Raw genomic sequence first — 24,330 nt, 5'->3', positions numbered from 1 at the left:
GGAGCGGTCAGGAGTACCAGGTCGGTTCGGGGAGTTCGGCGTCCAGGACCCAGCGGCCGACCTCGCGGCGCTTGTAGGCGACGGGGTCGTGGAGGGTGTGGGTGCGGACGTTGCGCCAGAACCGGTCCAGGCCCTCGGAGGCGGCGGTCGCCCGCGCGCCGGTGACCTCGAAGATGCGGTTCGTGGCCTCCAGGGCGACGTCCGTGGCGCGCGCCTTGACCGCCGCGACCCGTACCTCGAACGCGCCGCGCGTCTCGGGGGTGACCGCGTCGGGGTCGTCGTGCAGCCGCTGCCCCTCCAGGGCGACCGCGTCGGCGAGCGCCTCGGCCGCCCAGAGCTTCGCGGTGAGATCGCCGTAGACGTCGATGACGTACGGCTCGTCGACCGCGCGGTCGTGGCCGCCGTGCAGCCAGGAGCGGGACTTGGTGCGCGTGTAGGTCGCGGCGGTCTCCAGGGCGCCGGCCGCGATGCCCAAGTAGAAGTTGGCGAAGACGAGTTGGATGGTCGGGACGTTGAGGGTGTTGTACGTGCGCGGCCGGAACTCCTTGCCGACGTAGCCGAGCGCGTCGGTCCAGGGGGCGCGGACCGCGTCGATGGTGACGCTGCCGGACTCGGTGAGGCGCTGGCCGATGTTGTCCCAGTCGTCGTGGAAGGTCAGGCCCCGGCTCGCGGACGGGACGACGGCGAAGACGTGCAACTCCGTGCCGTCCAGGACGCCTTCGAGGACCGTGACGTCGGAGACCCTGCTGCCGGTGGAGAAGGTCTTGGCGCCGGTGAAGACGAGGTCGTCGCCGTCCTCGGTGACCGTCACGTCGTGGTCGCGGGGGTTGACGGCGCCGCCGAAGAACCACGCCTCGCGGGTGGCCTCGGCCTCCAGGCGCTGCCACTGCTCGCGGGTGCCGACCAGGCGGGCGGCCCAGAACCACAGGTAGTGGTAGCCGAGGAGCTGGCCGATGGAGCCGTCGGCCTTGGCGATCTCGCGGACGGCGCGGTAGGCGGTCGGCCAGTCCTGGCCCGCGCCGCCGTGCTCCGTGGGGCCGAGCAGGGTGACGAGGCCGGCGTCCTTGAGGAGGCGCACTTCGGCGTGCGGGGTGGCGCCGGCCTTGTCGCGGGCGGCGGCGTCGGTGGCGAGAACGGCGGCGGCCTCGGCGGCGCGGGCGATCCATTCCTCGGCGGTGGCGGGGGTGGTGGTCCAGCGGGTTGCGGTGCTCATGGCGGGTACGACCTTTCGGCGGGTGGGGGGGGAGGGTCAGGCGGTCTGCTGGGCTTCGAGGTCGCGCACCAGCGGGAGCACCTTCTTGCCGAAGTACTCGACCTCCTCGTGGTAGTGGAGGAAGCCGAGGAGGAAGAGGTCGACGCCGAGCTTCTTGTAGGCGACGATCCGCTCGGCGATCTGCTCGGGGGTGCCGATCAGGCCGGTGCGGAAGCCGTCGTTGTACTGGACCAGGTCCTCGAAGGTGGAGTCCTGCCACATGCCTTTCTTGTCGGCGGTGGACTGTCCGGCCTGTTTCACGGCCGCGCCGAATCCCTCTACGGCTTCGCGGTCGGCCTTGGCGACGATCTCGTGCAGGGTGTCGCGGGCCTCGGCCTCGGTGTCGCGGGCGATGAGGAAGCCGTTGAGGCCGAACTTCGGTGCGCTGCGGCCGACTTCGGCTGCGGACTTGCGGACGTCCTCGATCTGCTCGGTGACGCCGTCGAAGTCCTTGCCGTTGGAGAAGTACCAGTCGGAGACCCGGCCGGCCATCGCGCGGGCGGCGGTGGAGTTGCCGCCCTGGAAGATCTCCGGGTGCGGGCGCTCGGGCGTGTTGAGCGGCTTCGGCTTGAGCGTGAAGTCCCTCAACCGGTAGAAGTCTCCGGCGAGTTCGGTGTGGTCCTCGGTCCAGATCCGGCGCAGCGCGGTGATGAACTCCTCGGCGCGCCGGTAGCGCTCGTCGTGCTCCAGCCAGGGTTCGCCGAGGGCGGTGAACTCGCCCTTGAACCAGCCGGATACGACGTTGACGGCGAACCGGCCTTGGGACAAGTGGTCGGCGGTGGCGCCGAGTTTGGCGAGGACGCCGGGGTGCCACAGGCCGGGGTGGACGGCGGCGATGACCTTCAGGCGCTCGGTGGCGAGGAGCAGGGCGAGGGAGAAGCTGGTGGACTCGTGCTGGAACTCGGCGCCGTAGCTGGCCATGTAGCGGACCTGGCTGAGGGCGTACTCGAAGCCGTTGTTCTCGGCGAGTACGGCGAGTTCGCGGTTGTAGTCGTAACTCCAGTCGGTGCGTTGTTCGATGGAACTGGTGACGAGTCCACCGCTGACGTTGGGGACCCAGTAGGCGAATTTCACGGGTGCGGGCACGCGGAACTCCTGTGGCGGGGAAGCGTTTTCAGGCATGCCGAATTCAGGGGGCGCGAAAGGCGCGGGGAATTCAGGCTTCAGGAAAGGGAACTGCGGCGGATCTGCGGGGAGTCGATCAGGCCGCGGCGCGACAGGAGGCGCTGGAGACGCGCGCGAGGTCGACATGGCGTCGCCGCGTGAGGTCCAGTCGCATCTTCATGCCGTCGATCGTGACAGCCGTCCGTCGGGGCCGTCAAGGAGAACCCGACCGGTCTCGGATCGCGGACCATTGAATTTCACGAAGGTGTGACAGGGAAACCCTTGAACGCGGCGGGAATCGGCCCGCATTCTGCCGGTCATGCGGACGGAACAGCTCGAATACATCGCGGCGGTCACCCGGCTCGGCTCGCTGCGCCGGGCCGCCGAGGAACTGCGGCTCTCCCAGCCCGCGTTGAGCGAGACGGTGCGGAATCTGGAGCGGGAGCTCGGGGTCGATCTGCTGGAGCGCAAGCGGTCGGGGGCGACGATGAGCGCGTCCGGGCGGGAGCTGCTGCCGCACATCATCGGGGTGCTGGACGCGGTCGACCGGCTGCGGTCGGCTGCCGGTGAGCAGCATCGGATCAGCCGGATGGTGCGGGTCGGGACGGTCAACGCGGCGACCGTGCCGCTGCTGATCCCCACCGTGCGGGAGTTCCGGCGGGCCCATCCGCTGACGCAGGTCGAGGGGGTGGGGGCGCAGCAGTCCGACGTCCAACGGGCCCTGCTGGAAGGGGGGTTCGACCTCGGGCTCGTCAACCATCTCGAAGGGGACGACATGCCGGCCGAGTTCGCGTCGACGGAGTTGCTGCGGGGGCGGCCGGTCGTGGTGATGCATCCCGGCTGTCCGCTGGTGTCGCGGGAGGCGGTCGGGGTGCGGGAGCTGGCGGAGGTGCCGTTGATCGGGATGCGGTCGGGGTACGTCATGCACCGCTACGTCCATCGGCTGCTCGGGGGGAGCGGGCCGTCGTTCTCGTACTCCACGGACGGGGCGGAGATGGGGAAGCTGATGGTCGCGGAGGGGCTCGGGGTGACGGTGCTGCCGGAGTTCAGCGTCGTAGGGGATCCTCCCCCAGCCTTCGGCCGGGGGGACCCCCATTCGCTGCGCTCGCGGCTGGGGGCGATCACGTACCGGCCGCTGGAGGGGCGTACGCCGCAGGTGCTGCTGATGTTGCGGCGGCGTCGGGCGGAGGCGGCGCCTCAGGCGGCGCGGGATCTGCATGACGCGTTCGTCCGCACGGCTCGGTCGATCGTCCCGTAGCACTACACATAAAGGGAAAATAAGAGCAGAATGGAGATAAAGCGGCGTTATCACCGCGATCACGTCGAAGGAGACGAATCATGGCCAACGTCTCGCACACCCGAGGTGACCTGTCGACTCACCCCGATGTCTCCGAGATGCGGGACCGATATGCCCGCATGCTCGGCGGTCGTGATGTGGCGCTCGTGGACGGGCCGGTGTTCCTGCTCGGTCTGTACTGCGCCATATCCCCCTGGATCCTCCACTACACCACCAGCCAGCCCCCGCTCTTGACCCACAACCTGATCGTGGGCATCGCGATCGCCCTCCTCGGCGTCGGCTTCACGGTGGCGCCCGCCCGCATGTACGGCCTCAGCTGGGCCATGTGCGCGCTGGGCGTGTGGATGGTCATCGCCCCGTGGGTCGTCGGCAGCAGCCCGGACAACGGGGTGAAGCTGAACAACATCATCATCGGCGCGCTGGCCGTGATACTGGGGGTGATGTGCGCCCTCACGGCGGCGAAGAGCAGCACGAAGTCCTGAACCCCGCCCCGACCCGACCGGGCCGCCTCAGCCCTCCGGAACCGTCCAGGGTTCCGTCGCCAGGGGCCGCCCGGTCTCCAACGCCGTCTTGAGGTTGGAGAGGACGGCGGGCCAGCCCCTGGACACGTCGTCGAGTTCGCGGGCGTCGCGGAGGTCGGTGTGCGTGAGGGTGAGCCGGACGATCCCCTGGTACTCGGTGATGCCGAAGGCGACCCGGGACGCGGTCGCCGGCTCGGCGGGATCGGCCCAGGTCGTCACGAGCTTCTCCGGCCGACGGCTCTCCACGACCTCGCCGGCCACATCGACGACCCCGGACCCGTCGACCCGTACATGCTCCCAACGGGACCCCTCGGCCCAGTCCGACACGTTGCGGTGACCCCAGTAGGCGGCGGTCTGCTCGGCATCGGTGAGCGCGTCCCAGACCTGCTCGGCGGAGGCGCCGAGGTAGAGGACGTACGAGTACTCCATCACGCCACGCTCCCACGGCCCCGCCGACGCCGCATCCCCGGCACCTCGATGCGCCATCGACGGGGGGAAGTGGAGGTCAGGACGCCTTCGAGAGCCAGTCCGTCGCGTTCAGGGCCAGAGCCGCGTTCGTGGCGTTCGTGTCGTTCCAGCCGTCGTAGAGAGTGTTGCCGGACTGGCCCGTGCCGTCGTCGATCGGGCTGCTGTCGCCCCAGAAGGCGATGCGGCCGGAGCCGAAGGTGGACGTGAGGAAGAAGGCTCCCGTGTTGCCGGAGTAGCCGGAGCGGTACAGAAGGCCCTTGGCCGTGGAGTTGTCGGCCGGTTTGATCGTCGCCGTCGTGCCGCTCGCGATGAGGCTCTTCGTGACCGTGCCGAAGCCGCCGTGCAGGACCGGGTTCGTGGAGTCCGTGATGGCGGCGGGGTAGTCGGAGCTGATGCTCAGGGAGTCGATGGAGAAGCCGAAGGGGTCCGTCGAGTCGACCGTGTTGTTCGTCATCAGGTCGTTGAGGATCTGCACCGCGTCCTCGCCGTCGTTGTTGCGGTCGGCGCCCGTGTGGTCGGAGATCATGAAGAGGCCGCCGCCGTTCTTCACGAAGGTCATGATCGCGGTCTTCTCGGCGGCCGTGAACAGCGTGTTCGGCTCCGGCAGGACGAGGGTGTCGAAGTTCTTCAGGTCCGTCGCCGAGGAACCGCCGTAGCTGAGGCTGGAACCCGACGGCAGCGTCTTGAGGCTGTAGTCGCCGGTCTGCTGGAGCGCCACGCCCCAGGAGGACAGCGCCCCCGTCCAGTCCGTCTCGTCGGACGGCGAGGAGTCCTCGCCCAGCGGGTCGGGCTGGCTCGTGGAGATGATCCAGTCCGCGTTGCCGGCGGTCTCGGCGTGCGCGTTGTCGAAGAGGACGCGGTGGGGGGTGGCCGCGTGCGAGGGCGTGGCGGCGGTGACCTGGAGCGTGACGCCCGCGGCGAGCAGACCGAGTGCGGCGAGTGTGGCTGTTGCGCGGGGACGTGCGATACCGGGCATCCGGCGAACCTCCGTGAAGGATGGGGGGAAAGAGGCGGGTGCGGGTACGGGCCGTGTACGCGTAGGTCCAGGTCGGACGGGTCTACGCGCATCGACCGCTTGAAAGGTACATGGCACGACGGCGCGGAAACCATCAAGCGCTGGCGAGGAGACCCCCAAGCCCGGGCAATGAACCTGACCGGACTGTTCGACGCCGGGAAGGGCATCCGTACATCGACGGGATTCCGACTCGAAGGGGCGAAGATGGAGATCTCCGGAATCATCAGCGCGGTCGTCATCGGCTGCGTCATCGGCGTACTCGGCCGCCTCGTCGTCCCCGGCCGCCAGCGCATCGGCGTCCTGTGGACCATCCTCGTCGGCATCGCCGCGGCGCTCATCGGCTCGGCCATCGCGAACGGCCTCGACGTCCAGGACACGAACGGCGTCGACTGGATCGAGTGGCTCATCCAGATCGGCTTGGCGGCGGTGGGGGTGACGGCACTGGACCGCGCGAAGTCGCGCCGCTGAGGGGGGTGTTGGGGCGGACGCTGCCCGCGCATACGCCGTACGACGCGGGCCCTGCCTGAACGGAGGGCCTGCGGGGCGTCGGGCGTCGGGCGTCGGGCGTCGGGCGTCGCGGGAGGTTACCCACGCGCACGCGGGAGGCTGACGCGGCCTCATGCCTCGCGGCGGCCCCCATCTGTTGCCCACACGGACGCGGGAGGAGGCTGACGACGATCTCGGCCCGCCCGGCCACGCCCCGAGCCGTTACCCACGCGCACACGGGAGGGCTCATGCCGTCCACCCCCTCGCGGGGCGCGCGCGGCAAGTTCCCACGCGCACGCAGGAGGCTGACACAGCCTCATGCCTCGCGGCGGCCCTCCATCTGTTGCCCGCGCACACGCGGGGGTGGCCCGCTCACTCGCGTAGAGCGGGTCGCGGATCTGGTGGTCCCGCGCACGCGAGGGTTGTCCCTCGCCGAACTCAACGTCCCCGCGCACGCGGGGGGGCTGACGGCGGTCTCGGCCCGCCCTCCGGCCACGCCCCGAGCCGTTATGCACGCGGGGGGCTGGGCGCCCTGCCGCAGCCCTGTACCGCGAGGGCTGTTGCCCACGCGCACACGGGGAGGCTGACTCGGCCAGCCTCACGCCTCGCGGCGGTCCCCTATCTGTTGCCCACACGGACGCGGAGGGCTGACGGCGGTCTCGCCCCTGGGCCCCGCCCCGAGCTGTTACGCACGCGGAGAAGTCGGCTCCCCCTCGTCTCCGAGGCGCTCGTGCTTGCCCCATGCGCGCTGGGAAGTTGGCGGTCTCATGTCGAGGCTGGGCGCCGGGAGTTCGTTGCGCACATGCGGGGAAGTCGACGCCGTCCAGGCCATGGTCCGCAACGCCCCCGCGCTCGCGGGGAGGCCAGGCATCAGCCCTGCCAAGCAGGGGCGCCCTGTTCGTCGCCCCTGTTCAGTCAGGGAGGCCCGGCGGCAGACCCCTCGCAGTCAGCAAAGCCCGGCAGCAGAGCCCGCGCCTGTCCCCCACCGACCCCCACCCCAACCGTCCCCAAGCCCACCCCCCGTACGCCACCCCGCGCAGCCTCCATACAGCAAACTGCCCCGCGCGCCCGTACGGCGCCCCCGCGCGCCGTTCCCCCCTCGGTCCCCGAGGTCTACGCTGGACGGATACACAAAGGTCCGGCACCGGGCCCGCCGCCTCGGCTCCCCTCAACGCACGGCGGGCCCACTCGGACGGAACGTGCACACGGGTCCGGCGATTAGAGGGTTCCCCCGTCCGGAAGCGCCCCGTTCCAGAGGCCCCGCCCACAGGACTCCCTGCGTTCCAGAGGTTGCCCCACCCGCAGGGCTCCCCCGTTCCAGAAGTTGCCCCACCTCCCGCCCAAGCGGCCCCCGCCGAAGGCGCGTTCACCGCGCGGCGCGCCCCCGCCGACACACCTACCCCAGCCCGCAGAACCCCAGCACCCCAACCCCCTCACGGCGTATACATATACGGCGTAGTCGTCCCCAACTTCGCGAACCCCAGCCCCTCCAGGATCGGTCGGCTGTCCTCCGTCGCGTCGACCTGGAGGAACTCGAACCCCCGCTCGGCGGCGATACGCGCCCGGTACGAGATCAGCGCCCGGTAGATCCCCCGCCCCCGCCACTCGGGAACCGTCCCCCCACCCCAGAGCCCGGCGAACCGGGTGCCCGGGATCAGCTCCATGCGGGCGGAGCTGACCGGCTCGTCCCCGGCGAGGGCGACGACGGCGACGAGGAGGTCGGGGTCCTCCACGAGACGCAGGCGCAGCAGATCCCGCAGCCAGGAGCCGTCCCGCCCGAAGGCGCGCTCGTTGGCGCGGACCATCAGCTCGACCCCGGCCATGTCCGTGACGGGCTCGATCCGGACCCCCTCGGGCGGCTCGGCCCCGGTGAGCTGGGTCTTCGTCTCGGCGATGAGGAGACTCTCGGCGTCGTCGGGCACGAACCCGGCGGCCTGAAGGCGTTCCCCCAGGTCGGCAGGCGTGTCATGGGAGTACGTCTTCCACTCGAACTCACGCCCGAGCCCCGTGTAGAGCGCGACCTGCTCGGCGATCACCGCGTCCGCGTCACCCGCCTCGAACCCGGACCACAGAATCCCGTTCCACCCCTCGACGGAGGCGATCTGCCGGACGACCTGCCCGGTGCGTTCGATGCGGGCGTCGGAGCTGTCGGGGCGGGCACCCCGGCGCATCTCACGGTCGTACAGGGCGAGGATGTCGGCATTGTTCATACGGTCACTCCAGCACCCCGCCACGCCGCCCACAACGCAATTACCCTGTACGACTCGCGGCGAAGGCACGTGTACGTCGCCTCGTCCGAGCAACTCGGCGCCTGGCTCGCAGAGTTGGGCGTCCCCGCGCCACCAGTGCGCACGCTCCCGGTCCACGAGGTCGCACCCGGCGTGGCGGTCGAGGGGCCGGTACCGGAACTGGCCGGTGAGGTACGGGAGTTACACCGCCGTTTCCACACACGCTGAGGGCCGCACCGGCTCGGCCGGTACGGCCCTCAACGCAGCGTCACACCCTTCAGCGCACCACCCTCGCCCGGGCCCGCCGATACAGCGCGGCCCCGCCGAGGACGAGCGCGGCGCTTCCCGCGAGCAGCGCGCCCTGCCCGTCGGCCCCGGTGCTGGCCAGCGTCACGTTCATCCCCGGGGTGGGCGCCTCGGCGCGCGGCACGGGGTCGACCGGCCGATGCGGCTGCGGATGCTGCGGCGCCGGGTCGACGGGGCGGGCCGGCGGGTCCTCGTGCGAGGTGTTGACCGCCTCGTTGCCGAACGCCGGGTTGAGCGCGCCGACGACGTTCACACTGTTCCCGCTGACGTTCACGGGGAGGTGCACGGGCAGTTGGATGCCGTTGCCGGACAGGACGCCCGGCGAGTCGTGCGCACTCCCGTCGGCGTGGGCGCCACCGCCGGTGGCAGACCCAGACCCTGAACTCACCGGTCCCGACGAGGAGTTCACGCACTTGTTGCCCATCGCCGGATTCAGCAGCCCGACGACGTCCACCGTGTTGCCGCACAGGTTCACCGGGATGTGCACGGGGAGCTGGACCGTGTTCCCGGAGACCGCGCCGGGCGAGTCGACAGTGGAGCCGTCCGCCACGGAGTCGGCGTGGGCGGGCATCGTCACGGCCATCGCACCGGACGCGGCGAAGACGGCGATCACGCCGGTTCGGGTCACCCGTCTCATGGGGTCCCTGCCTTCCAGTCGGGGCGCGGGCGTTCCCCGCACCGGACACGGGCGTCTCCACCCGCACCGGTTAAAACGCGGGCGAACCATCGGAGTTATGGCTCATCGTCCTTCCACCCCATCGAGTGACCCGCTTGTCGAACTGGCAGTAAAGCCGTCGAGCCGGCCGCGAGGGTCATGCCGGACAGACAGAGAAGCGCGCAGGGTAACCCCGCCCCGCACCCCCCGCACCTCGGCGGGCGCACCCCGCGCACCCCGCCTATCGTGACCGTGGGCACTGCGCTCCGGGAGGCATCGATGCTGGTCACGTTGGTCGTCGCGGTCTCCCTGCTCGGCGCCGGGACGGCCGCGCCCGCCCCGGATCCCGCCCGCTTCGACCGGCAGAAGGTCGCCTGGTCGGCGTGCGAGGACCAGGACGTGCCGAAGGATCTGGAGTGCGGCAAGGTCACCGTCCCCCTCGACCACGCGCACCCCGGCGCCGGGACCCTCGAACTCGCGCTCGCCCGGTACCGGGCCACCGGCGAGAAACACGGCTCGGTGGTCCTGGACTTCGGCGGGCCCGGCGCGGCGGGCGTACCCGAACTCGCCTACAGCCGCCGGACGTTCGCCGATCTCACCAACCACTACGACGTCGTCTCCTTCGACCCCCGGGGCGTCGGCCGTTCCTCGCCGGTGAGCTGCGGGGACTGGGCCTCGAACGAGGACGAGGACGAGGGCGAGGGCGAGGTGACCGGAGACGACCCGCAGGCGCTGCTGGAGCGGCTCCGGAAGATCGCCGGGCTCTGCACGAAGCACTCGGGTCCGGTACTCCCGTACGTGGGAACGGTGTTCGCCGCGCGCGACCTCGATGTCATCCGCTCCGCGCTGGGCGAGCGGAAACTCAACTACCTCGGCTTCTCGTACGGTTCACGGCTCGGCGCGGTGTACGCGGCGCAATTCCCGGACCGCGTCGGCAGGTTGGCGCTCGACGGGGTGGACACGCTGACCGAGCCGGTCGCCGAGCAGGGCATCGCCGGGGCGCGGGGACAGCAGCTGGCGCTGGACGACTTCACGTCCTGGTGCGCGCGGGGCCCGGCCTGCCCGCTGGGCAAGGAGCCGCGCGCGGCCCGGGAGGAGGTCGTACGGCTGGTGCGGTCGCTGGACGCGCACCCCGTGCAGTCCTATCTGAGCGGGGAGTTCACGGGCCAGGACCTCGTGGGCGCGCTGGGCCAGGCGCTGTACCGGAAGGACTGGTGGCCGTCGCTCCAGGTCGGGCTGACCCGGCTGACCCGGGACGGGGACCCGAGCGGGGTGCAGTCGTTCGCGGCGGGCGGCCTCTACTCGCCGCACCCCCTCAACTCCGCCCACAAGAAGCCGACTCCCCCCACCCGGCACCCCAACTCCCCGCCCCCGAAAGGCATCCACACCCCCCTGACCGACCCCGCCGACGTCCCCCTCGACAACATGCCCGCCGCCCTGATGGCCATCAACTGCGCCGACGACCCCGACCGCCCCACCCCCCGCCAGATCACCGACGCCCTCCCCGCCCTGCGCGCCTCCTTCCAGCAGGCGTCCCCCGTCTTCGGCCCGTACCGCCTCGCCGAGACCCTGATGTGCCACGGCCGCCCCAAGGGCACGGAGTTCATCCGCGAGGACGTCAAGAACCTCCGTACGCCGAAGCTGCTCCTCGTCGGGACGCGGGGCGATCCGGCGACGCCGTACCGCTGGACGACGGAGACCGCGGCGCGGCTCGGCAGCGCGGCCGTCGTCCTCGACAACCGCGGTGAGGGGCACACCGGTTACGCCTCCTCGCGGTGCGTGCGGCGGAAGGTGGACGACTTCCTGCTGGACGGATCGCTGCCGCCGAGCGGGAGTTCGTGCGGGGCGGACGAGGAACCGTAAGAGAGGAACCGTAAGAACGGCCTCTTGACCTCGCGTGACACCCTGGTGACCATCGCTGCGAGAGGAGCCGTGGACGTGTCGGAGTTGCTGGGTGTCGCCGTGCTAGGAGCCGGTCACATGGGGGCGGACCACATACGGCGGCTGGACCAAGTGGTCAGCGGCGCAAGGGTCGTCGCGGTCGCCGACCCGGACACGGACCGCGCGAAGGACGCGGCGGCCGGGATCGACGGCGTCACCGTCCACGCGGAGGCCGAGGCAGCTGTCGAGGCACCCGGCGTCGAAGCCGTCCTGATCGCCTCCCCCGGCCCCGCGCACGAAGCGGCGCTGCTCGCGGCGTTCGAACGCGGCCTGCCGGTGCTGTGCGAGAAGCCGATGGTGCCGGACCCGGCGGGCGCCCTCAGGGTCGTCGAGGCGGAGGCGCGGCTCGGGCGCAGGCTGGCCCAGGTGGGGTTCATGCGGCGCTACGACGCCGGATACCTGCGGCTCAAGTCGGTACTGGACGCAGGCACGTTGGGCCGGACGCTGATGCTGCACTGCGTGCACCGCAACGCGGCCTCCCCGTCGTTCTTCACGAGCGAGATGCTGGTCGAGGACTCGGTGGCGCACGAGATCGACGCGGCTCGCTGGCTGCTGGGCGAGGAGCTGACGGCGGTGACGGTGCTGCGCCCGCGCCCGTCGGCGCAGGCTCCCGAGGGCCTGGTCGACCCGCAGTTCGTGGTGTTCGAGACGTCCGGCGGCGCCCTCGTGGACGTCGAGGTGTTCGTCAACTGCCGCTCCGGCTACCAGGTCCGCTGCGAGGCGGTCGGCGAGCACGGCAGCGCCCGCATCGGCGACGACCAGGGCCCGCTGCTCACCGTGTCGGGCGCGGCGGCGACGGAGGTGCCGCAGGATTACGTGGTGCGATTCGCGGACGCGTACGACCGTGAGGTGCGCGCGTGGGTGGACGCGACCCGGCGGGGCCGGGTGACCGGGCCTTCGGTGTGGGACGGGTACGCGGCGTCGGCGGTCGCCGAGGCGGGGGTGCGGTCGCTGCGCGGGGGCGGGCGGGTGGCCGTGGAACTCGCCGCGCGGCCGGAGCTGTACGCCGGTGCGACGGGATAGGGCGTACGGGGTTCGAACACCCGGGTGAGGCCCTTGTGCTGCCGCGATGCAACCGGCAACTCCCGTGCCGCGTCTACGACTTGAAGGGCGTGAGGTGTACCCGCCGGTAGCCCGGAAAGGCGTCCGGGAGGCCGGTGGCATATGCCGAGCGCATCACCTCAAGGTGTGTTGCCAAATCCCTTACACGACGTCGCGCGCTGTGCAACAGTCGTAACGGCCTTTCCGTTCGGCAACCCCGGCCGAACCGTCCCCGCATCGGAGTGCGTCATGCCGTCCCCTCTCTCCGCGGACCATCCAGCCGACCGGCCAGGACCGGTCGACGCGCTGATATCGCAGGCGCGACAGCTGCGCGGGGACGTGGCCGCGGTACGCCGGGGCACCCGCCCCACCGGCTGCGATCCTGCGGACCTGTGGCAGCGCGCGCTGTACGACCTGGCGCTGCACCAACTCAGCGACCTGGACGAGCACTTGGCCCAGTTGCGGGACGGGCCTCCCGGGGCAGCGGAGGCCGCGCCGACCGCTCCCCGGCGCGCCTCCCTGCTCAGCTGGGTCGGCAGCGCGGAGTGGAACCTGATGGCGGACGAGGCGGTGTGGTCGGCGGAGTTCCACCGCATCCTCGGCCGCGATCCGGCGGCCCCGGCGCTGACGCTGGACGAGCTTCCGTCGCTCGTCCTGGAGGAGGACCGGCCGAAGCTGACGGCGATGGTGACGGACTGCCTCATCGACTCACGGCCCATCGACGGCGAGTTCCGCGTCGTACGGCCGGGCGGCGAGGTGCGGACCGTGCACCTGATGGGCGAGCCCGTGCTCGGCGCTGACGGGTGCACCGCCTCGATGTGGGCGGTGCTGCGGGACGTCAGCGAACTGCGGCGCAGCCAGCGGGCGGTGACCGAGACCCGTGACTCGCTCCGCCGCGGCGGGCCGCGTCCGCGTACCGAGGCACGGCTCGCGGTCGAGTCGCGGGGAGCCGCCTCACCGCCCTGGTGCGGCTCCCTGCGGCTCCCGCGCCAGGCACCCGCCGTACTCGATGTCGCCGGGCTGCACCTGCCCGCGGCGAACGGTGTCCCGATCGGCGCGGACTGGTTCGACTCGGTCCAACTGCCGGGCGGCGACACGGTGTTCACGGTCGGCTCGCTGACCGGGAACGCCGAGACGCTGGAGTCCACGGCGACGATGCTGCTGGGCGCGCTGCGCGGGATGGCGCTGGCCGGCACCGAGCCCGGGCGGCTGCTCGGGTTACTCGGGCAGCTCCTCGGCGCGGGGGAACGGCCCGCGCTCGCCGGTGTCGTCTACTGCCGCTACCGGCCCGCGACCCGCACCCTCACCTGGGCCCAGGCGGGCCCCTGCGCCCCGCTGCTGGTCCGGGGCGGCGCCGGGCGGCGCCTGACCGGGCCCGGCGGCGCCCTCCTCGGCGCCGCGCCGGGCGCTGTGCACCGCCCGTCCGAGATACTCCTCGAACCGGGCGACCTCCTCCTCCTGCACACCGACCCGGACGCCCGCCCCGTCCTCACCTCCCGGCTCGTGGAGGCGAGGACGGCACAGCAGGCGGCCGAGGCGGCGGCCGAACCCCACACCGGCGAGGACTCGGCGTGCGTACTGGCGGCGAGGATATTGCCGTGACGGTCAGATCATCACACCGGGAATGACCCTCACGTCGACACCACCGCCCCCCTCCCGCCCCTCGCCCTCGGCAACGCCGACTTGATCTCCTCCCGCAGCTGCGCGATCTTCGGCACCTTCGCGTACGGCCCGGTCAGCCGGTACATGTCGCCCAGCCGGTCCCACGTCCGCAGCGACGAGTTCGCGCCCATGGACGACAGCGCCTCCCGCGCGTAGTAGTGGGCGTGCTCCGCGTCCCCCGCGATGAACAGCGCCGAGGCCATCGACAGGTGGTCGAAGATCCTGGACCGCTGCTGGGTGTCGTCCCGCAGCGCGAGGGCCTTGTCGGCGAAGTACTGCGCCTGGGCCGCCGCGCTCGGATCGTGCTCGGCGAGGGTGCGGTAGGCGAGGCCCTCCATGCCGTACAGGTCGGCCTCGTTGAAGAGCTGCATCCAGCTCGGCGTGGGCCCGTCGTCCCGGGCGGAGGCGAACAGGTCCTCCGCCTTGCCGAGGGTGCGGCGCATGGCCTGCCCCTTGCCCTCGGCGGCCTGCGCCCACGCCTCGACGGTGTGGAACATGGCCCGGGTGCGCGGCAGGGTCTCGGGACCCGCGCCGGACTGGGCGAGCCGCATCAGGTCGAGCGCCTCGCCGGGCTCGCCCAGGTGCACCTTCTGCCGCGCCGCACGCGACAGCGCCTCGCTGGCGCGGGGCCGGTCCCCGCCCTCGCGGGCGGCGTGAGCGGCGATCAGGAAGTACTTCTGGGCGGTGGGTTCGAGGCCGACGTCGTGGGACATCCAGCCCGCGAGGACGGCGAGGTTGGCGGCGACACCCCACAGGCGGCGCTGGAGGTGTGCCGGATGGCGGTAGGCGAGCATGCCGCCCACCTCGTTGAGCTGTCCCACCACCGCTTTGCGCTGGAGTCCCCCGCCCCGGGCGGCGTCCCAGGCGCGGAACACCTCCACGGAGCGCTCCAGCGCCTCGATCTCCTCGGCCCCGATGGGGGCGGCCTCGTAGCGGTCGAACCCGATGGGGTCGGCGTTCAGGGGGTGGTCGAGGACGGGAGCGTCGGCGGACAGGATCGGGTCGGTGTGCAGCCAGTCGTACATGGCGCTGCTGAGTGCGGAGCCCGCGGCGAGCGCGGCGCCCGCGCCCACCAAGCCGCGTCGGTTGAGCATGAGGTCCATTCCCGTGAATTCGGTGAGGAACGCGACCGTCCGGTCGGGCGTCCACGGAACCCCGTCGGGACGCTCAGTGCTCCCGCCGCTCTGCCGTTTCCCCGGGCGCCCGTGCCGGACCAGACCGAGGTCCTCGATGGTCACGACACGGCCGAGACGCTCGGTGAACAGGGCCGCCAGCACCCGCGGTACGGGATCGCGCGGGATCTCTCCCGTGTCGATCCAGCGCCGCACCCGCGAGGTGTCGGTGGACAGTTGGGGGTGGCCCATGGCCGCCGCCTGCCGGTTCACCAGTCTCGCGAGTTCCCCCTTGGACCAGCCGGCCAGGCCGAACAGGTCCGACAGTCGGGTGTTGGGTTCTCCGCTCACGTCAAGCCCCCAGGTTCTCGGCTGAGGTCGACAGTAGCCGCGCCGTGGTTGCCGGGCGACTATTCGCCAGGCTTCGCCAGGGTCCGCCACGTGGTGTGCCACGGCCGATCGGGTGTCAGGTAGGAAAGCGCCACCCCGACCCGGTCGTCCCGGGACACTCCCCAGGGTGCACCTGGGTGACCGGGCCGGGCGGCGCACCTAGTTCGCAGGCACACGAAGGGATCTGTCTCGCCCATGTACGCAGCATCGTCCTCCGTGTCCGCGCCGCCCCGGCCCGTCTACCCCCGCCAGGGTGGTGGCCCCTACCTCGCACCCGTCGCCCCCGGCATGGTGCGGCAGCGCAGGCCGGCGGGCGCCGGGACACCACCCCTCAGCGGCAGACTGGACCTTTCGGGCCCGCAGGGCGCCCAGTTGCGCACCGCGCTCGCCTCGGTGCACCGGATCTGCCCGGACTTCGCCCCGGTGCAGGTGCTGCGGCGCAGCGGCCGGTCGGTCCTCCTCGCCGGTACGACCGGACGCAAGCAGGCCGTGGCCAAGTGTCTGCTGGACCACTCCCCCGTGTGGGCGGAGCGCGGCCGGCACGAGATAGCCGCGTACCGCACGTTCGTCCGGCAGCGTCCGCCGGTGCGTACGCCCCGGCTGATCGCGGCGGACCCGGAGAACTGTGTCCTGGTCATCGAGCGGATGGCGGGCCGGGTCGCGGCGCTGACGCGGCATCCGGTGGAGGCGCCGCCGCGCACGGACATCCGGGCGGCGCTGGCCGCCGTGTGCCGGCTGAACGCGTGGCGGCCCCCGGCGGGTGCGTTCGACGCGCCGCTCGACTACGCGGCCCGGATCTCCCGCTACCACGAACTCGGCCTGCTGACCGACCGTGACCTCGGCGACCTCCAGAAGCTCCTGCACGGCATCGCGCAGTCGGCGGGCCGGGGCGGGATGGGGCAGTTCTGCCACGGGGACGCGCTGCTCTCCAACCTGCTGCTGTCCCCGGCGGGCCCGGTCCTGGTGGACTGGGAGCACGCCGGCTGGTACCTGCCGGGCTACGACCTGGCGGTGCTGTGGTCGGTCCTGGCGGACGCGCCGGGCGCCCGCCGCCAGATCAGCCAGCTCGCCCAGTCGGCGGGCCCGGCCTCCCGGGACGCGTTCCTGGTGAACCTGATGCTGGTCCTGACGCGCGAGATCCGTACGTACGAGACAGCCGCCCAGCGCGCCCTGAACGACCCGGCGCCCGCGCACGGCTCCCTGCCGTCCGGCGAGGAACAGCGCCTGCTGCTGCGGCGGTTGCACGACGACAGCCAGATGGCACGGCGAGCGGTACGCGCGGCGGTCGGCACGCGCTGACCCCATGGACCGAGGGCCTGCGGTGCGCCAGAGCGGCGGTGCATCGCAGGCCCTCAGCACGTCCGGCGGCGAAACGCGCAGGGTAGCGCTGTGACAAGGGGGATCGCCTCCTCCCGGGCATGATTGACGGACCGTCAGCGAGCCGGTAGGCACAGACGTGTCCGGCCCGCGCGATCCCCCCACCGGAGGCCGCATTGCCCAGACGTATCCCCCAGGCCGTCGCCTCGGCAGCCCTGCTGCTCCCACTGCTGGCCGCCGCCCCGCCCCACGAGTCCGGCGCGTCCCGGCTCGCCCTGCAACGCGCGTTCGACGCGGCGGCGGCCGAGTACGGGGTCCCGCGCAGCGTCCTGCTCGGCGTCTCCTACCTCCAGTCCCGCTGGGACGACCACGCCGGGGCGCCCAGCGTCACCGGCGGCTACGGCCCGATGCACCTGACGGACGCGGGCACGGCCCTCGCGGGCGCGTCGCACCACAGCGAGGGCGAGGAGGATCCCCGGGGGGACTCGGCGCGTCCGGTGCTGCGCCCGGCGGCTGTTCTCGCGCAGAGCGTCGACGCCCCCCGCCTGCACACCCTCGCCCGCGCCGCCGCCCTCACCGGCCTCGCCCCCGAGACCCTCCGCACCGACCCCGCCGCGAACATCGAGGGCGGCGCGGCCCTCCTCGCCGCAGCTCAGCGCGCCCTCGGTGAGCCTCTCAGCACCGACCCCGCCGAGTGGTACGCCGCCGTGGCCCGTTTCTCCGGCGCCGACGACACGGCGACGGCAGCCGCGTACGCCGACGACGTGTACGACGTACTGCGTGCCGGTCAGGAGCGGACCACCGACGCCGGTCAGCTCGTCGCCCTCGACGCTCAGCCTCGACTGGCGCCGGACGAGCGGCAGTTGGCGCGCGCCGGGCTGCGGCAGCCGGTGACGGCCGGGACCGAGTGTCCGAGGGACGTGTCCTGCGAGTGGATCCCGGCGCCGTACAAGGAGTTCGGCGACAAGGACTACGGCAACCACGACCTCGCGAACCGCCCGGCGTCCCAGCCGGTGCGGTACATCGTCGTCCACGACACCGAGGGCTCCTGGGAGGGCGTCCTGAACATGGTCCAGGACCCGACGTACGTGTCCTGGCACTACACCCTGCGCTCCACCGACGGCCACATCGCGCAGCACGTCAAGACGAAGGACGTCGCCTGGCACGCGGGGAACTGGTACATCAACACCGCGTCCGTCGGCATCGAGCACGAGGGGTTCCTCGCGCAGCCCGACGCCTGGTACACGGAGGCCATGTACCGCGCCTCGGCCCGCCTGGTCCGCTACCTCGCGCACCGGTACGGCGTACCGCTGGACCGGCAGCACATCCTGGGCCACGACAACGTGCCCGGTCCGACGACCGCGAACGTCCCCGGGATGCACACCGACCCGGGTCCGTACTGGGACTGGCGGCACTATTTCGAGCTGCTGAAGGCGCCGATCAAGGCGACGGCGCAGGGGCACGGTGGGCTGGTGACGATCCGCCCCTCGTACGGCGCGAACCGGCCCACGTACATGGACTGCGTGGCGAAGGGGCAGCCCTGCGCGGACCACGGGTCCAGCGAGGTGCGCCTGTACACCGGCCCCGGTGAGACGTATCCGCTGGTCAAGGACATCGGGCGGGGTACGGAACCGACGACCGGCGTCAACGACCTCTCCTCGCGGGTCTCCACCGGGCAGCAGTACGCGGTCGCGGGACGTTCCGGTGACTGGACGGCGATCTGGTACCTGGGGCAGAAGGCGTGGTTCAAGAATCCGCGCAAGCATGCGACGGCCGTGCACGCGGCGGGGCTGGTCGCCCGGGCGAAGGCGGGCCGCGCGTCGGTGCCGGTGTACGGGCGTGCCTATCCGGAGGCGTCCGCGTATCCGAAGGGTGTCCCGGTCCAGGCGGTGTCGCCGCTGTCGTACACGTTGCCCGCCGGGCAGTCGTACGTCGTCGGCGGCGAGGTGCCCGGTGAGTACTACTACGCGGTCACCTTCGCCACCGACTCGCACAGGGTGGTCGTGGGCAAGGACATGTACTACGAGATCCAGTACGGCCATCGCGTCGCGTACGTGCGCGCCGCCGATGTGGACGTCGTGCCGTCGCTCCGGGGCTGAGGCTCTTTTCTGAAGGGCTCAGCCCTGCTGGAACAGCTCCGCCGGGAGCGGCTTCAGGAGGGCGTACAGGTCGTCCGTGATGGGGCGGTCCCAGGCGGCGATGGTCACCAGGACGTTGTCGCTGCGGTCGAACTGGACGCAGGAGATCCGGCTCTCGGAGAGCTTGAGGCGCCGGACGATGAGGAGGTTGTCGCCCTGCATCACCGGCATGTCCTCGGTGCCGGTGACGGTGACCTCCTCGTCGTTCTCCAGCGCGAGCAGGAGCTGGGCGACCTCGAAGGGGATCTCGCCGTCGGCGGTGTCCCGGGCCGGGGAGCCCTCGGGAAGGTTGCCGATGATCATCGCGGGGCCGCGCCCGCCGAAGAGGTCGTAGCGCAGGAAGACGCCCTGGCAGGTGCCGTCGGGAGCGGGGAGGAGGCCGGCGCCGAGGTTGCCGGGCCAGTCGCCCGGATCCATGGCGAGGACGTCGAAATCGGGGCCGGCGGGGGTTGCGCTTCGGCGGCGGAGGAACGACATACGGCCATCGTACGGGGTGGCGGGGGTGTGTGGCCGAGCGCGGGTCGGATGGTGGTGGAGCGAGGGTCGGCTGGTGGTGGAGCACGGGTACAGGGCCCGCCGGGGGTTTCGCAGGGCGGGGGCGGCGGGGAGGTGGCGGAGTGATTCCGGACGGGATGGTTCCGGACGGAGTGGTTCTGGGCGAGGTGGTTCCGGCGGGGGTGGTTCCGGGCGAGGTGCGGGCCGACTGCGGCTTTTCCGCTCGGCCGCAACTTCCGCCAGGCCGCAACTCCCGGCTCCGCCTCAGCTCCAGGCCCCGCCGCAACTTCCGCCCGGCCTCAACTCCCGGCCCCGCCGCAGTCCTCGACCCGGCCACGGTTTTCGGCCCGGAACCGGCTGCGGCGCCCCGTCTCATGCCTTCGCCCCACCCCACCCCGTCTCAGCTTCCGCCCCGCCTCACCCCTCGTCCGGCACCGGGCCGCAAGCCGGACGTGGTTCGCGTTGCCCTCGGCAGGGCCGAGCGCGGGGTGCGGGGCGGGAAGCCGCCCCGGCCCGGCGTTCACGTGAGGTCGAACTCGCCTTCCCGTGCGCCCGAGACGAACGCTCCCCACTCCGCGGGGGTGAAGACGATGGACGGGCTCTGGGGGCGGCCACTGTTGCGCATCGCGATGAAGCCCTCGACGAAGGCTATCTGGACATCCCCCAGGCCCTTGCTGCCCGGCTGCCACTCGGCCTCGCTCAGGTCCAGGTCCGGCTTCTCCCAGCCCGCCAACGGCTGCTGCTGGATGGTGCTTTCGGCCACGTCCGTGCTCCTCCCGGTTCCGTCGTCCGCGGGTCAGCCTAGCGATCGGCTCCGGGCCCCGACAGAGCACGTCGGCCGTACCTTTCGGGAGCCGTGCGCTTCGGCTCTCAGGACGTGGGCGCCTCGGCTCCGACGAGCCACATCGAGAAGAACTGGGAGCCGCCGCCGTACGCATGTCCCAGCACCCTGCGCGCACCGTCCACCTGGTGTTCCCCGGCCTGCCCGCGCACCTGGAGGGCAGCCTCCGCGAAGCGGATCATGCCGGAGGCGCCGATGGGGTTGGTGGACAGGACGCCGCCGGACATGTCGACGGGGAGGTCGCCGTCGAGTTCGGTCACCCCGGACTCCGTGAGCTTCCAGCCCTCGCCCTCGTCGGCGAAGCCGAGGTTCTCCAGCCACATCGGCTCGTACCAGGAGAACGGCACGTACATCTCGACGGCGTCGATCTCCCGGCGCGGATCGGCGATCCCGGCCTGCCGGTACACGTCGGCCGCGCAGTCCTGCCCGGCCTTCGGCGACACCGCGTCCTTGCCCGCGAACAGCGTCGGTTCGCTGCGCATCGCGCCGCCCAGCATCCAGGCGGGCGGCCGGGGCGAACGCGCCGCGCCCGTACGGTCGGTGAGGACCATCGCGCAGGCCCCGTCGGAGGAGGGGCAGGTCTCGGAGTAGCGGATCGGGTCCCACAGCATCGGCGAGGACTGGACCTTGTCGAGGGTGATGTCGTGCTCGTGGAGATGGGCGTACGGGTTCTTGAGCGCGTTGCGCCGGTCCTTGTACGCCACGAGCGAGCCGATGGTGTCGGGAGCGCCGCTGCGCCGGATGTAGGCGCGCACGTGCGGTGCGAAGAAGCCGCCCGCCCCCGCAAGCAGCGGCTGCTGGAAGGGAATCGGCAGGGACAGCCCCCACATAGCGTTGGACTCGGACTGCTTCTCGAACCCGAGGGTGAGGACGGTCGCGTGGACGCGCGAAGCCACAAGGCTCGCCGCCACCAAGGCAGTTGACCCGCCGACGCTCCCCGCCGTGTGCACCCGCAGCATCGGCTTCCCCACGGCGCCGAGCGCGTCCGCGAGATACAGCTCGGGCATCATCACGCCCTCGAAGAAGTCCGGCGCCTTCCCGATGACGACGGCGTCGACGTCGGCCCACGTCAACTCGGCGTCAGCCAGCGCCCGTTGGGCTGCCTCCCGGACCAACCCGGCGATGGACACGTCCCGTCGGGCCGCGACGTGCTTGGTCTGGCCGATCCCGACGACGGCCACGGGTTCCTTGCTCATCGCGGATCCCCTTCCAGGACGGCGACCAGGTTCTGCTGGAGACAGGGCCCGGAGGTGGCGTGGGCGAGCGCCCGGTCGGCCTCGCTGCGGTGCACGCGGGTCGCGGCCTCGCCGATGCGGATGAGCCCGGCGGCCATCACGGGGTTGGAGGCGAGCGCCCCGCCGGAAAGGTTGACGCGCACGCTGTCGTCGAGCTTGAGCGCCTTGCGCAGGACGACTTCCTGGGAGCTGAACGGGGCGTGCAACTCGGCGGTGTCCGCGGGCCGTTCGAAGGCGCCGGCCTTCTCGGCGGCGAGGCGTGTCGACGGGGAGTCGGTGAGGTCGCGGACGCCGAGGGAGTGCGCCTCGATGCGGTGGTCGATGCCGCGTATCCAGGCGGGCCGGTCGCACAGCTCACGCGCCCGGTCCCCGGCAGCGAGGATCACGGCGGCGGCCCCGTCCCCGATCGGCGGGCAGTCGCCGTGCCGCAGCGGCGCCACCACGTACTCGCCCTGCGGATGCGAACCCCGGTTCTGCGCATGGGGGTTGAGGGTCGCGGCGCGCCTGCTGCGGGCGGCGATCTCGGCGAGTTCGCGTTCGTCGGTGTCGCCCGCGTCGATGAGGGCCTGCGCCTGGAGGGCGGCGAGCGCGACGGAGTCGGGCCACAGGGGGGCGACGTAGTACGGGTCGAGCTGACGGGTGAGGACGTCCCTCAAGTGGCCGGGCGAGGACTTGCCGTACGCGTAGACGAGCGCCGTATCCGCGTCGCCCGTACGGAGTTTGACCCACGCCTCGTACAGCGCCCAGGCGCCGTCCATCTCGACGTGCGACTCCGCGATCGGCGGCCAGGCGCCGACTCCGTCGAGGGCGAGGGTGAAGGAGAAGGCGCGGCCCGCGAGGTAGTCGGAGGAGCCGGAGCAGGTGAAGCCGATGTCGGGCGTCGTGAGGCCGGTGCGGTCCAGGACGTCGTGCAGGACCGGCATCAGCATCTCGACCTCGGACGACTCCTCGGTGGTGCGCCGGATGTCGCTCTGCGCGAAGGCGACGACCGCGATGTCCCGGGTCACAGCAGCTCCTTGTAGGTGTCGTAGTCGGCGTCGGGTTCGCCGGTCGGCCGGTAGTGGTCGGGGTAGCGGGCGCCTTCCGTCCAGACGGGTTCGACGCGCAGGCCCATGCGGACCTGGTCGTACGGGATGCCCGCGATCCGGCCGTGCAGGGCGAGGTCGGCGCCGTCGAGGGCGATGTGGCCGTAGACATAAGGGACTTCTATGTCCAGGTTCTTCGCCTTGATGTTGACGACGCAGAAGGTGGTGACCGTGCCGGCCGGTCCTACCTCGACCTGTTCGGCGGTCGCGACGCCGCAGGTGGGGCAGGCGCCGCGCGGGGGGACGTACACCTTGCGGCAGCGGGGGCAGCGTTCGCCGACCGTGCGCTGTTCGGAGAGGGCGGCGATGTACGCGGTCTGGGCGCGGCCGGGCGAGTAGGTGTAGTCGAGGCGGGCGGGGGCGACGATGCCGGTGACCGGGTTCTCGGACTCGCCCACGTGGACACCGACCACGGACTCCTCGCGGTCGTCCGGCTCGAAGCAGGCGATGTCGGTGATGGCGCCCACGCGTTCGTCGGCCCAGCGGATGCGGACGCGCATGCCGGTGTGCACGGCGTCGGGGCCGGGGGCGTCGAGGGCGTGCAGGAGGGCGGTGTCGGCCTGGTCCAGCTTCACCAGGACCCAGGCGAAGGGCGTGTCGAGCGGCTGGCCACGGCGCGGGGCGGGGTTCCAGGCCCAGGTGGTGACGGTGCCGGTGAGGCCGACGTGGACGAGGTCGCGGATCTCCTCGGCGGTGACGGGGTCGTACTCGACCGGCGGGACGAGGGTACGGCCGTCGCGGGTCCGCACGCCGAGGACGTATCCCTGGCGCAGGCCCGTGAGAAAGGCGCTCTGGACGGGGCCGAGGGAGCGGGTGAAGGGGAACTCGACGACGAGCGGTGCCTTGAGCACGGTGGTGGTCCTTCGGTCAGGCCCGCTTGTAGACGGGGGCGCGTTTCTCGGCGAAGGCGCGGGTGCCTTCCTGGGCGTCGGCGGTCGCGAACACCGGCCAGCCGCGCTTGAGTTCGGCGGCGAGCCCCTCGGCCTCGGTGAGTTCGGCGGTCTCGTACACGGACGCCTTGACGGCTTCGACGGCGAGCGGGCCGCAGGCGTTGACCTGTTCGGCGATCTCCAGGGCTCTCTCCAGGGCGGTGCCGTCGGGGACGACGTGTCCGATCAGGCCGATCGCGGCGGCCTCGCGGGCGGTGTAGGGGCGGCCGGTGAGGAGCATCTCCAGGGCGTGGGTGCGGGGAATCTGCCGCTGGAGACGGACCGTCGATCCGCCGATGGGGAAGAGGCCGCGTTTCACCTCGTACAGGCCGAAGGTCGCGGACTCGCCCGCGACGCGGATGTCCGTGCCCTGGAGCATTTCGGTGCCGCCCGCGACGCAGTGGCCCTCGACGGCAGCGATGACCGGTTTGCGGGGGCGGTGGTGGCGGAGCATCGCCTTCCAGTGGAGGTCGGGGTCGGCGTCGAGGCGGCTGCGGTAGTGCTCGCCGTCGATGCCCTTGCCCGCGAGGGCCTTGAGGTCCATGCCGGCGCAGAAGGTGCCGCCGGCGCCGGTGAAGACGATCGAGCGGATGCCGTCGTCCTCGTCGGCCTCGATCCAGCCGTCGTACAGGCCGACGAGCATGGGCAGCGAGAGGGCGTTCTTCGCTTCGGGCCGGTTGAGTGTGAGGACGAGGGTGGCGCCCTCGCGCCGGACTGTGAGGTGTTCGGTACCGCTCATGGCACTTTCCCCTCCTGAGCCTTCGGGGGAACAGGTTGCAGGAGCCCGGTGGGCACTTCAAGGGGCGACCGGC

At 71.9% G+C, this 24,330-nt stretch carries 21 protein-coding genes and 2 pseudogenes; 9 read left to right on the top strand and 14 right to left on the bottom strand.

Features of this window, described 5'->3' with window-relative positions; genetic code table 11:
- Nucleotides 1–7: 7 nt before the first annotated feature.
- The 3 genes from J8M50_RS45000 to J8M50_RS50340 form a co-directional block, all read right to left on the bottom strand.
- Nucleotides 8–1,213 carry an acyl-CoA dehydrogenase family protein gene (locus J8M50_RS45000; RefSeq protein ID WP_010356933.1) on the bottom strand — a complete coding sequence of 402 codons (1,206 nt, stop codon included), beginning with the start codon at nt 1,211–1,213 and terminating at the stop codon, nt 8–10.
- A gap of 36 nt (nt 1,214–1,249) precedes the next feature.
- On the bottom strand, nt 1,250–2,338 hold the full coding sequence (sfnG, locus tag J8M50_RS44995) for a dimethylsulfone monooxygenase SfnG (RefSeq protein WP_029184269.1): 1,089 nt from the start codon (nt 2,336–2,338) through the stop codon (nt 1,250–1,252).
- 115 nt (nt 2,339–2,453) lie between these two features.
- Nucleotides 2,454–2,531 carry a putative leader peptide gene (locus J8M50_RS50340; protein ID WP_351405193.1) on the bottom strand — a complete coding sequence of 26 codons (78 nt, stop codon included), beginning with the start codon at nt 2,529–2,531 and terminating at the stop codon, nt 2,454–2,456.
- 144 nt (nt 2,532–2,675) lie between these two features.
- Between J8M50_RS50340 and J8M50_RS44990 the strand changes: the two genes are divergently transcribed.
- Nucleotides 2,676–3,614 (top strand): LysR family transcriptional regulator, encoded by a 939-nt coding sequence (locus J8M50_RS44990; RefSeq protein ID WP_010356929.1) that lies wholly within the window; start codon nt 2,676–2,678, stop codon nt 3,612–3,614.
- Between the two features lie 80 nt (nt 3,615–3,694).
- The gene (locus tag J8M50_RS44985) at nt 3,695–4,135 is read left to right on the top strand and encodes an SPW repeat protein (protein WP_010356928.1); all 441 of its coding nucleotides are present in this window, start codon (nt 3,695–3,697) and stop codon (nt 4,133–4,135) included.
- A 27-nt stretch (nt 4,136–4,162) separates the two neighbouring features.
- On the opposite strand, the gene J8M50_RS44980 is transcribed toward J8M50_RS44985, so the two are convergent.
- Nucleotides 4,163–4,660 (bottom strand): SRPBCC family protein, encoded by a 498-nt coding sequence (locus J8M50_RS44980; RefSeq protein ID WP_100216852.1) that lies wholly within the window; start codon nt 4,658–4,660, stop codon nt 4,163–4,165.
- 22 nt (nt 4,661–4,682) lie between these two features.
- Nucleotides 4,683–5,618 (bottom strand): annotated as a pseudogene (locus J8M50_RS44975) (hydrolase); the annotation flags it as partial.
- Nucleotides 5,619–5,861: 243 nt separating this feature from the next.
- Between J8M50_RS44975 and J8M50_RS44970 the strand changes: the two are divergent.
- On the top strand, nt 5,862–6,125 hold the full coding sequence (locus tag J8M50_RS44970) for a GlsB/YeaQ/YmgE family stress response membrane protein (protein WP_029184268.1): 264 nt from the start codon (nt 5,862–5,864) through the stop codon (nt 6,123–6,125).
- A gap of 1,451 nt (nt 6,126–7,576) precedes the next feature.
- Here the strand turns inward: J8M50_RS44970 and J8M50_RS44965 are convergent.
- Entirely contained in the window at nt 7,577–8,353 is a 777-nt protein-coding gene (locus J8M50_RS44965) for a GNAT family N-acetyltransferase (RefSeq protein WP_010356924.1), read from the bottom strand.
- Between the two features lie 63 nt (nt 8,354–8,416).
- On the opposite strand from J8M50_RS44965, the pseudogene J8M50_RS44960 reads away from it, so the two are divergent.
- A pseudogene (locus tag J8M50_RS44960) lies at nt 8,417–8,599 on the top strand (nucleoside deaminase); the annotation flags it as partial.
- 49 nt (nt 8,600–8,648) lie between these two features.
- On the opposite strand, the gene J8M50_RS44955 reads toward J8M50_RS44960, so the two are convergent.
- A complete protein-coding gene (locus J8M50_RS44955) occupies nt 8,649–9,314 on the bottom strand; it encodes a chaplin (RefSeq protein WP_040837772.1) in 666 nt (221 codons plus the stop codon).
- A 297-nt stretch (nt 9,315–9,611) separates the two neighbouring features.
- Here J8M50_RS44955 and J8M50_RS44950 point away from each other — a divergent pair, with 297 nt between their 5' ends.
- The 3 genes from J8M50_RS44950 to J8M50_RS44940 all read left to right on the top strand — a co-directional run bounded on the left by J8M50_RS44950 (nt 9,612) and on the right by J8M50_RS44940 (nt 13,916).
- Nucleotides 9,612–11,195 (top strand): alpha/beta hydrolase, encoded by a 1,584-nt coding sequence (locus J8M50_RS44950; protein WP_010357686.1) that lies wholly within the window; start codon nt 9,612–9,614, stop codon nt 11,193–11,195.
- A 75-nt stretch (nt 11,196–11,270) separates the two neighbouring features.
- On the top strand, nt 11,271–12,296 hold the full coding sequence (locus J8M50_RS44945) for a Gfo/Idh/MocA family protein (protein ID WP_029184363.1): 1,026 nt from the start codon (nt 11,271–11,273) through the stop codon (nt 12,294–12,296).
- 267 nt (nt 12,297–12,563) lie between these two features.
- Nucleotides 12,564–13,916 carry a SpoIIE family protein phosphatase gene (locus J8M50_RS44940; protein WP_223786438.1) on the top strand — a complete coding sequence of 451 codons (1,353 nt, stop codon included), beginning with the start codon at nt 12,564–12,566 and terminating at the stop codon, nt 13,914–13,916.
- A gap of 29 nt (nt 13,917–13,945) precedes the next feature.
- On the opposite strand, the gene J8M50_RS44935 is transcribed toward J8M50_RS44940, so the two are convergent.
- Nucleotides 13,946–15,439 carry a DNA-binding protein NsdB gene (locus tag J8M50_RS44935; protein WP_010357689.1) on the bottom strand — a complete coding sequence of 498 codons (1,494 nt, stop codon included), beginning with the start codon at nt 15,437–15,439 and terminating at the stop codon, nt 13,946–13,948.
- 234 nt (nt 15,440–15,673) lie between these two features.
- Here J8M50_RS44935 and J8M50_RS44930 point away from each other — a divergent pair, with 234 nt between their 5' ends.
- Both J8M50_RS44930 and J8M50_RS44925 read left to right on the top strand, forming a co-directional pair.
- Nucleotides 15,674–16,777 (top strand): aminoglycoside phosphotransferase family protein, encoded by a 1,104-nt coding sequence (locus J8M50_RS44930; protein ID WP_029184364.1) that lies wholly within the window; start codon nt 15,674–15,676, stop codon nt 16,775–16,777.
- A gap of 194 nt (nt 16,778–16,971) precedes the next feature.
- On the top strand, nt 16,972–18,894 hold the full coding sequence (locus J8M50_RS44925; protein WP_010357692.1) for an N-acetylmuramoyl-L-alanine amidase: 1,923 nt from the start codon (nt 16,972–16,974) through the stop codon (nt 18,892–18,894).
- A gap of 18 nt (nt 18,895–18,912) precedes the next feature.
- Here J8M50_RS44925 and J8M50_RS44920 read toward each other — a convergent pair whose 3' ends face one another.
- The 6 genes from J8M50_RS44920 to J8M50_RS44895 form a co-directional block, all read right to left on the bottom strand.
- Nucleotides 18,913–19,410, bottom strand: a complete 498-nt coding sequence (locus J8M50_RS44920) for a hypothetical protein (RefSeq protein ID WP_010357694.1) — start codon at nt 19,408–19,410, stop codon at nt 18,913–18,915.
- A 538-nt stretch (nt 19,411–19,948) separates the two neighbouring features.
- Complete coding sequence (locus tag J8M50_RS44915) at nt 19,949–20,191, bottom strand: DUF397 domain-containing protein (RefSeq protein ID WP_010357697.1); 243 nt, start codon at nt 20,189–20,191, stop codon at nt 19,949–19,951.
- Between the two features lie 107 nt (nt 20,192–20,298).
- Nucleotides 20,299–21,465, bottom strand: coding sequence for a thiolase family protein (locus J8M50_RS44910; RefSeq protein WP_010357699.1), 1,167 nt, complete (start codon nt 21,463–21,465; stop codon nt 20,299–20,301).
- The gene (locus J8M50_RS44905; protein WP_010357700.1) at nt 21,462–22,511 is read right to left on the bottom strand and encodes a thiolase family protein; all 1,050 of its coding nucleotides are present in this window, start codon (nt 22,509–22,511) and stop codon (nt 21,462–21,464) included. The genes J8M50_RS44910 and J8M50_RS44905 overlap by 4 nt, the downstream gene beginning before the upstream one ends.
- On the bottom strand, nt 22,508–23,440 hold the full coding sequence (locus J8M50_RS44900; protein WP_010357701.1) for a Zn-ribbon domain-containing OB-fold protein: 933 nt from the start codon (nt 23,438–23,440) through the stop codon (nt 22,508–22,510). Before J8M50_RS44900 ends, J8M50_RS44905 begins: the two co-directional genes overlap by 4 nt.
- 16 nt (nt 23,441–23,456) lie before the next feature.
- Nucleotides 23,457–24,257: a crotonase/enoyl-CoA hydratase family protein gene (locus J8M50_RS44895; protein ID WP_010357702.1), complete on the bottom strand. Its 801-nt coding sequence runs from the start codon at nt 24,255–24,257 to the stop codon at nt 23,457–23,459.
- Between the last annotated feature and the right edge of the window lie 73 nt (nt 24,258–24,330).

Source organism: Streptomyces acidiscabies (assembly GCF_020010905.1).
Taxonomy (GTDB): Bacteria; Actinomycetota; Actinomycetes; order Streptomycetales; family Streptomycetaceae; genus Streptomyces; species Streptomyces acidiscabies.
Note: the sequence above shows the minus strand (reverse complement) of the source record. Positions and strands in the feature narration are given on the sequence as shown.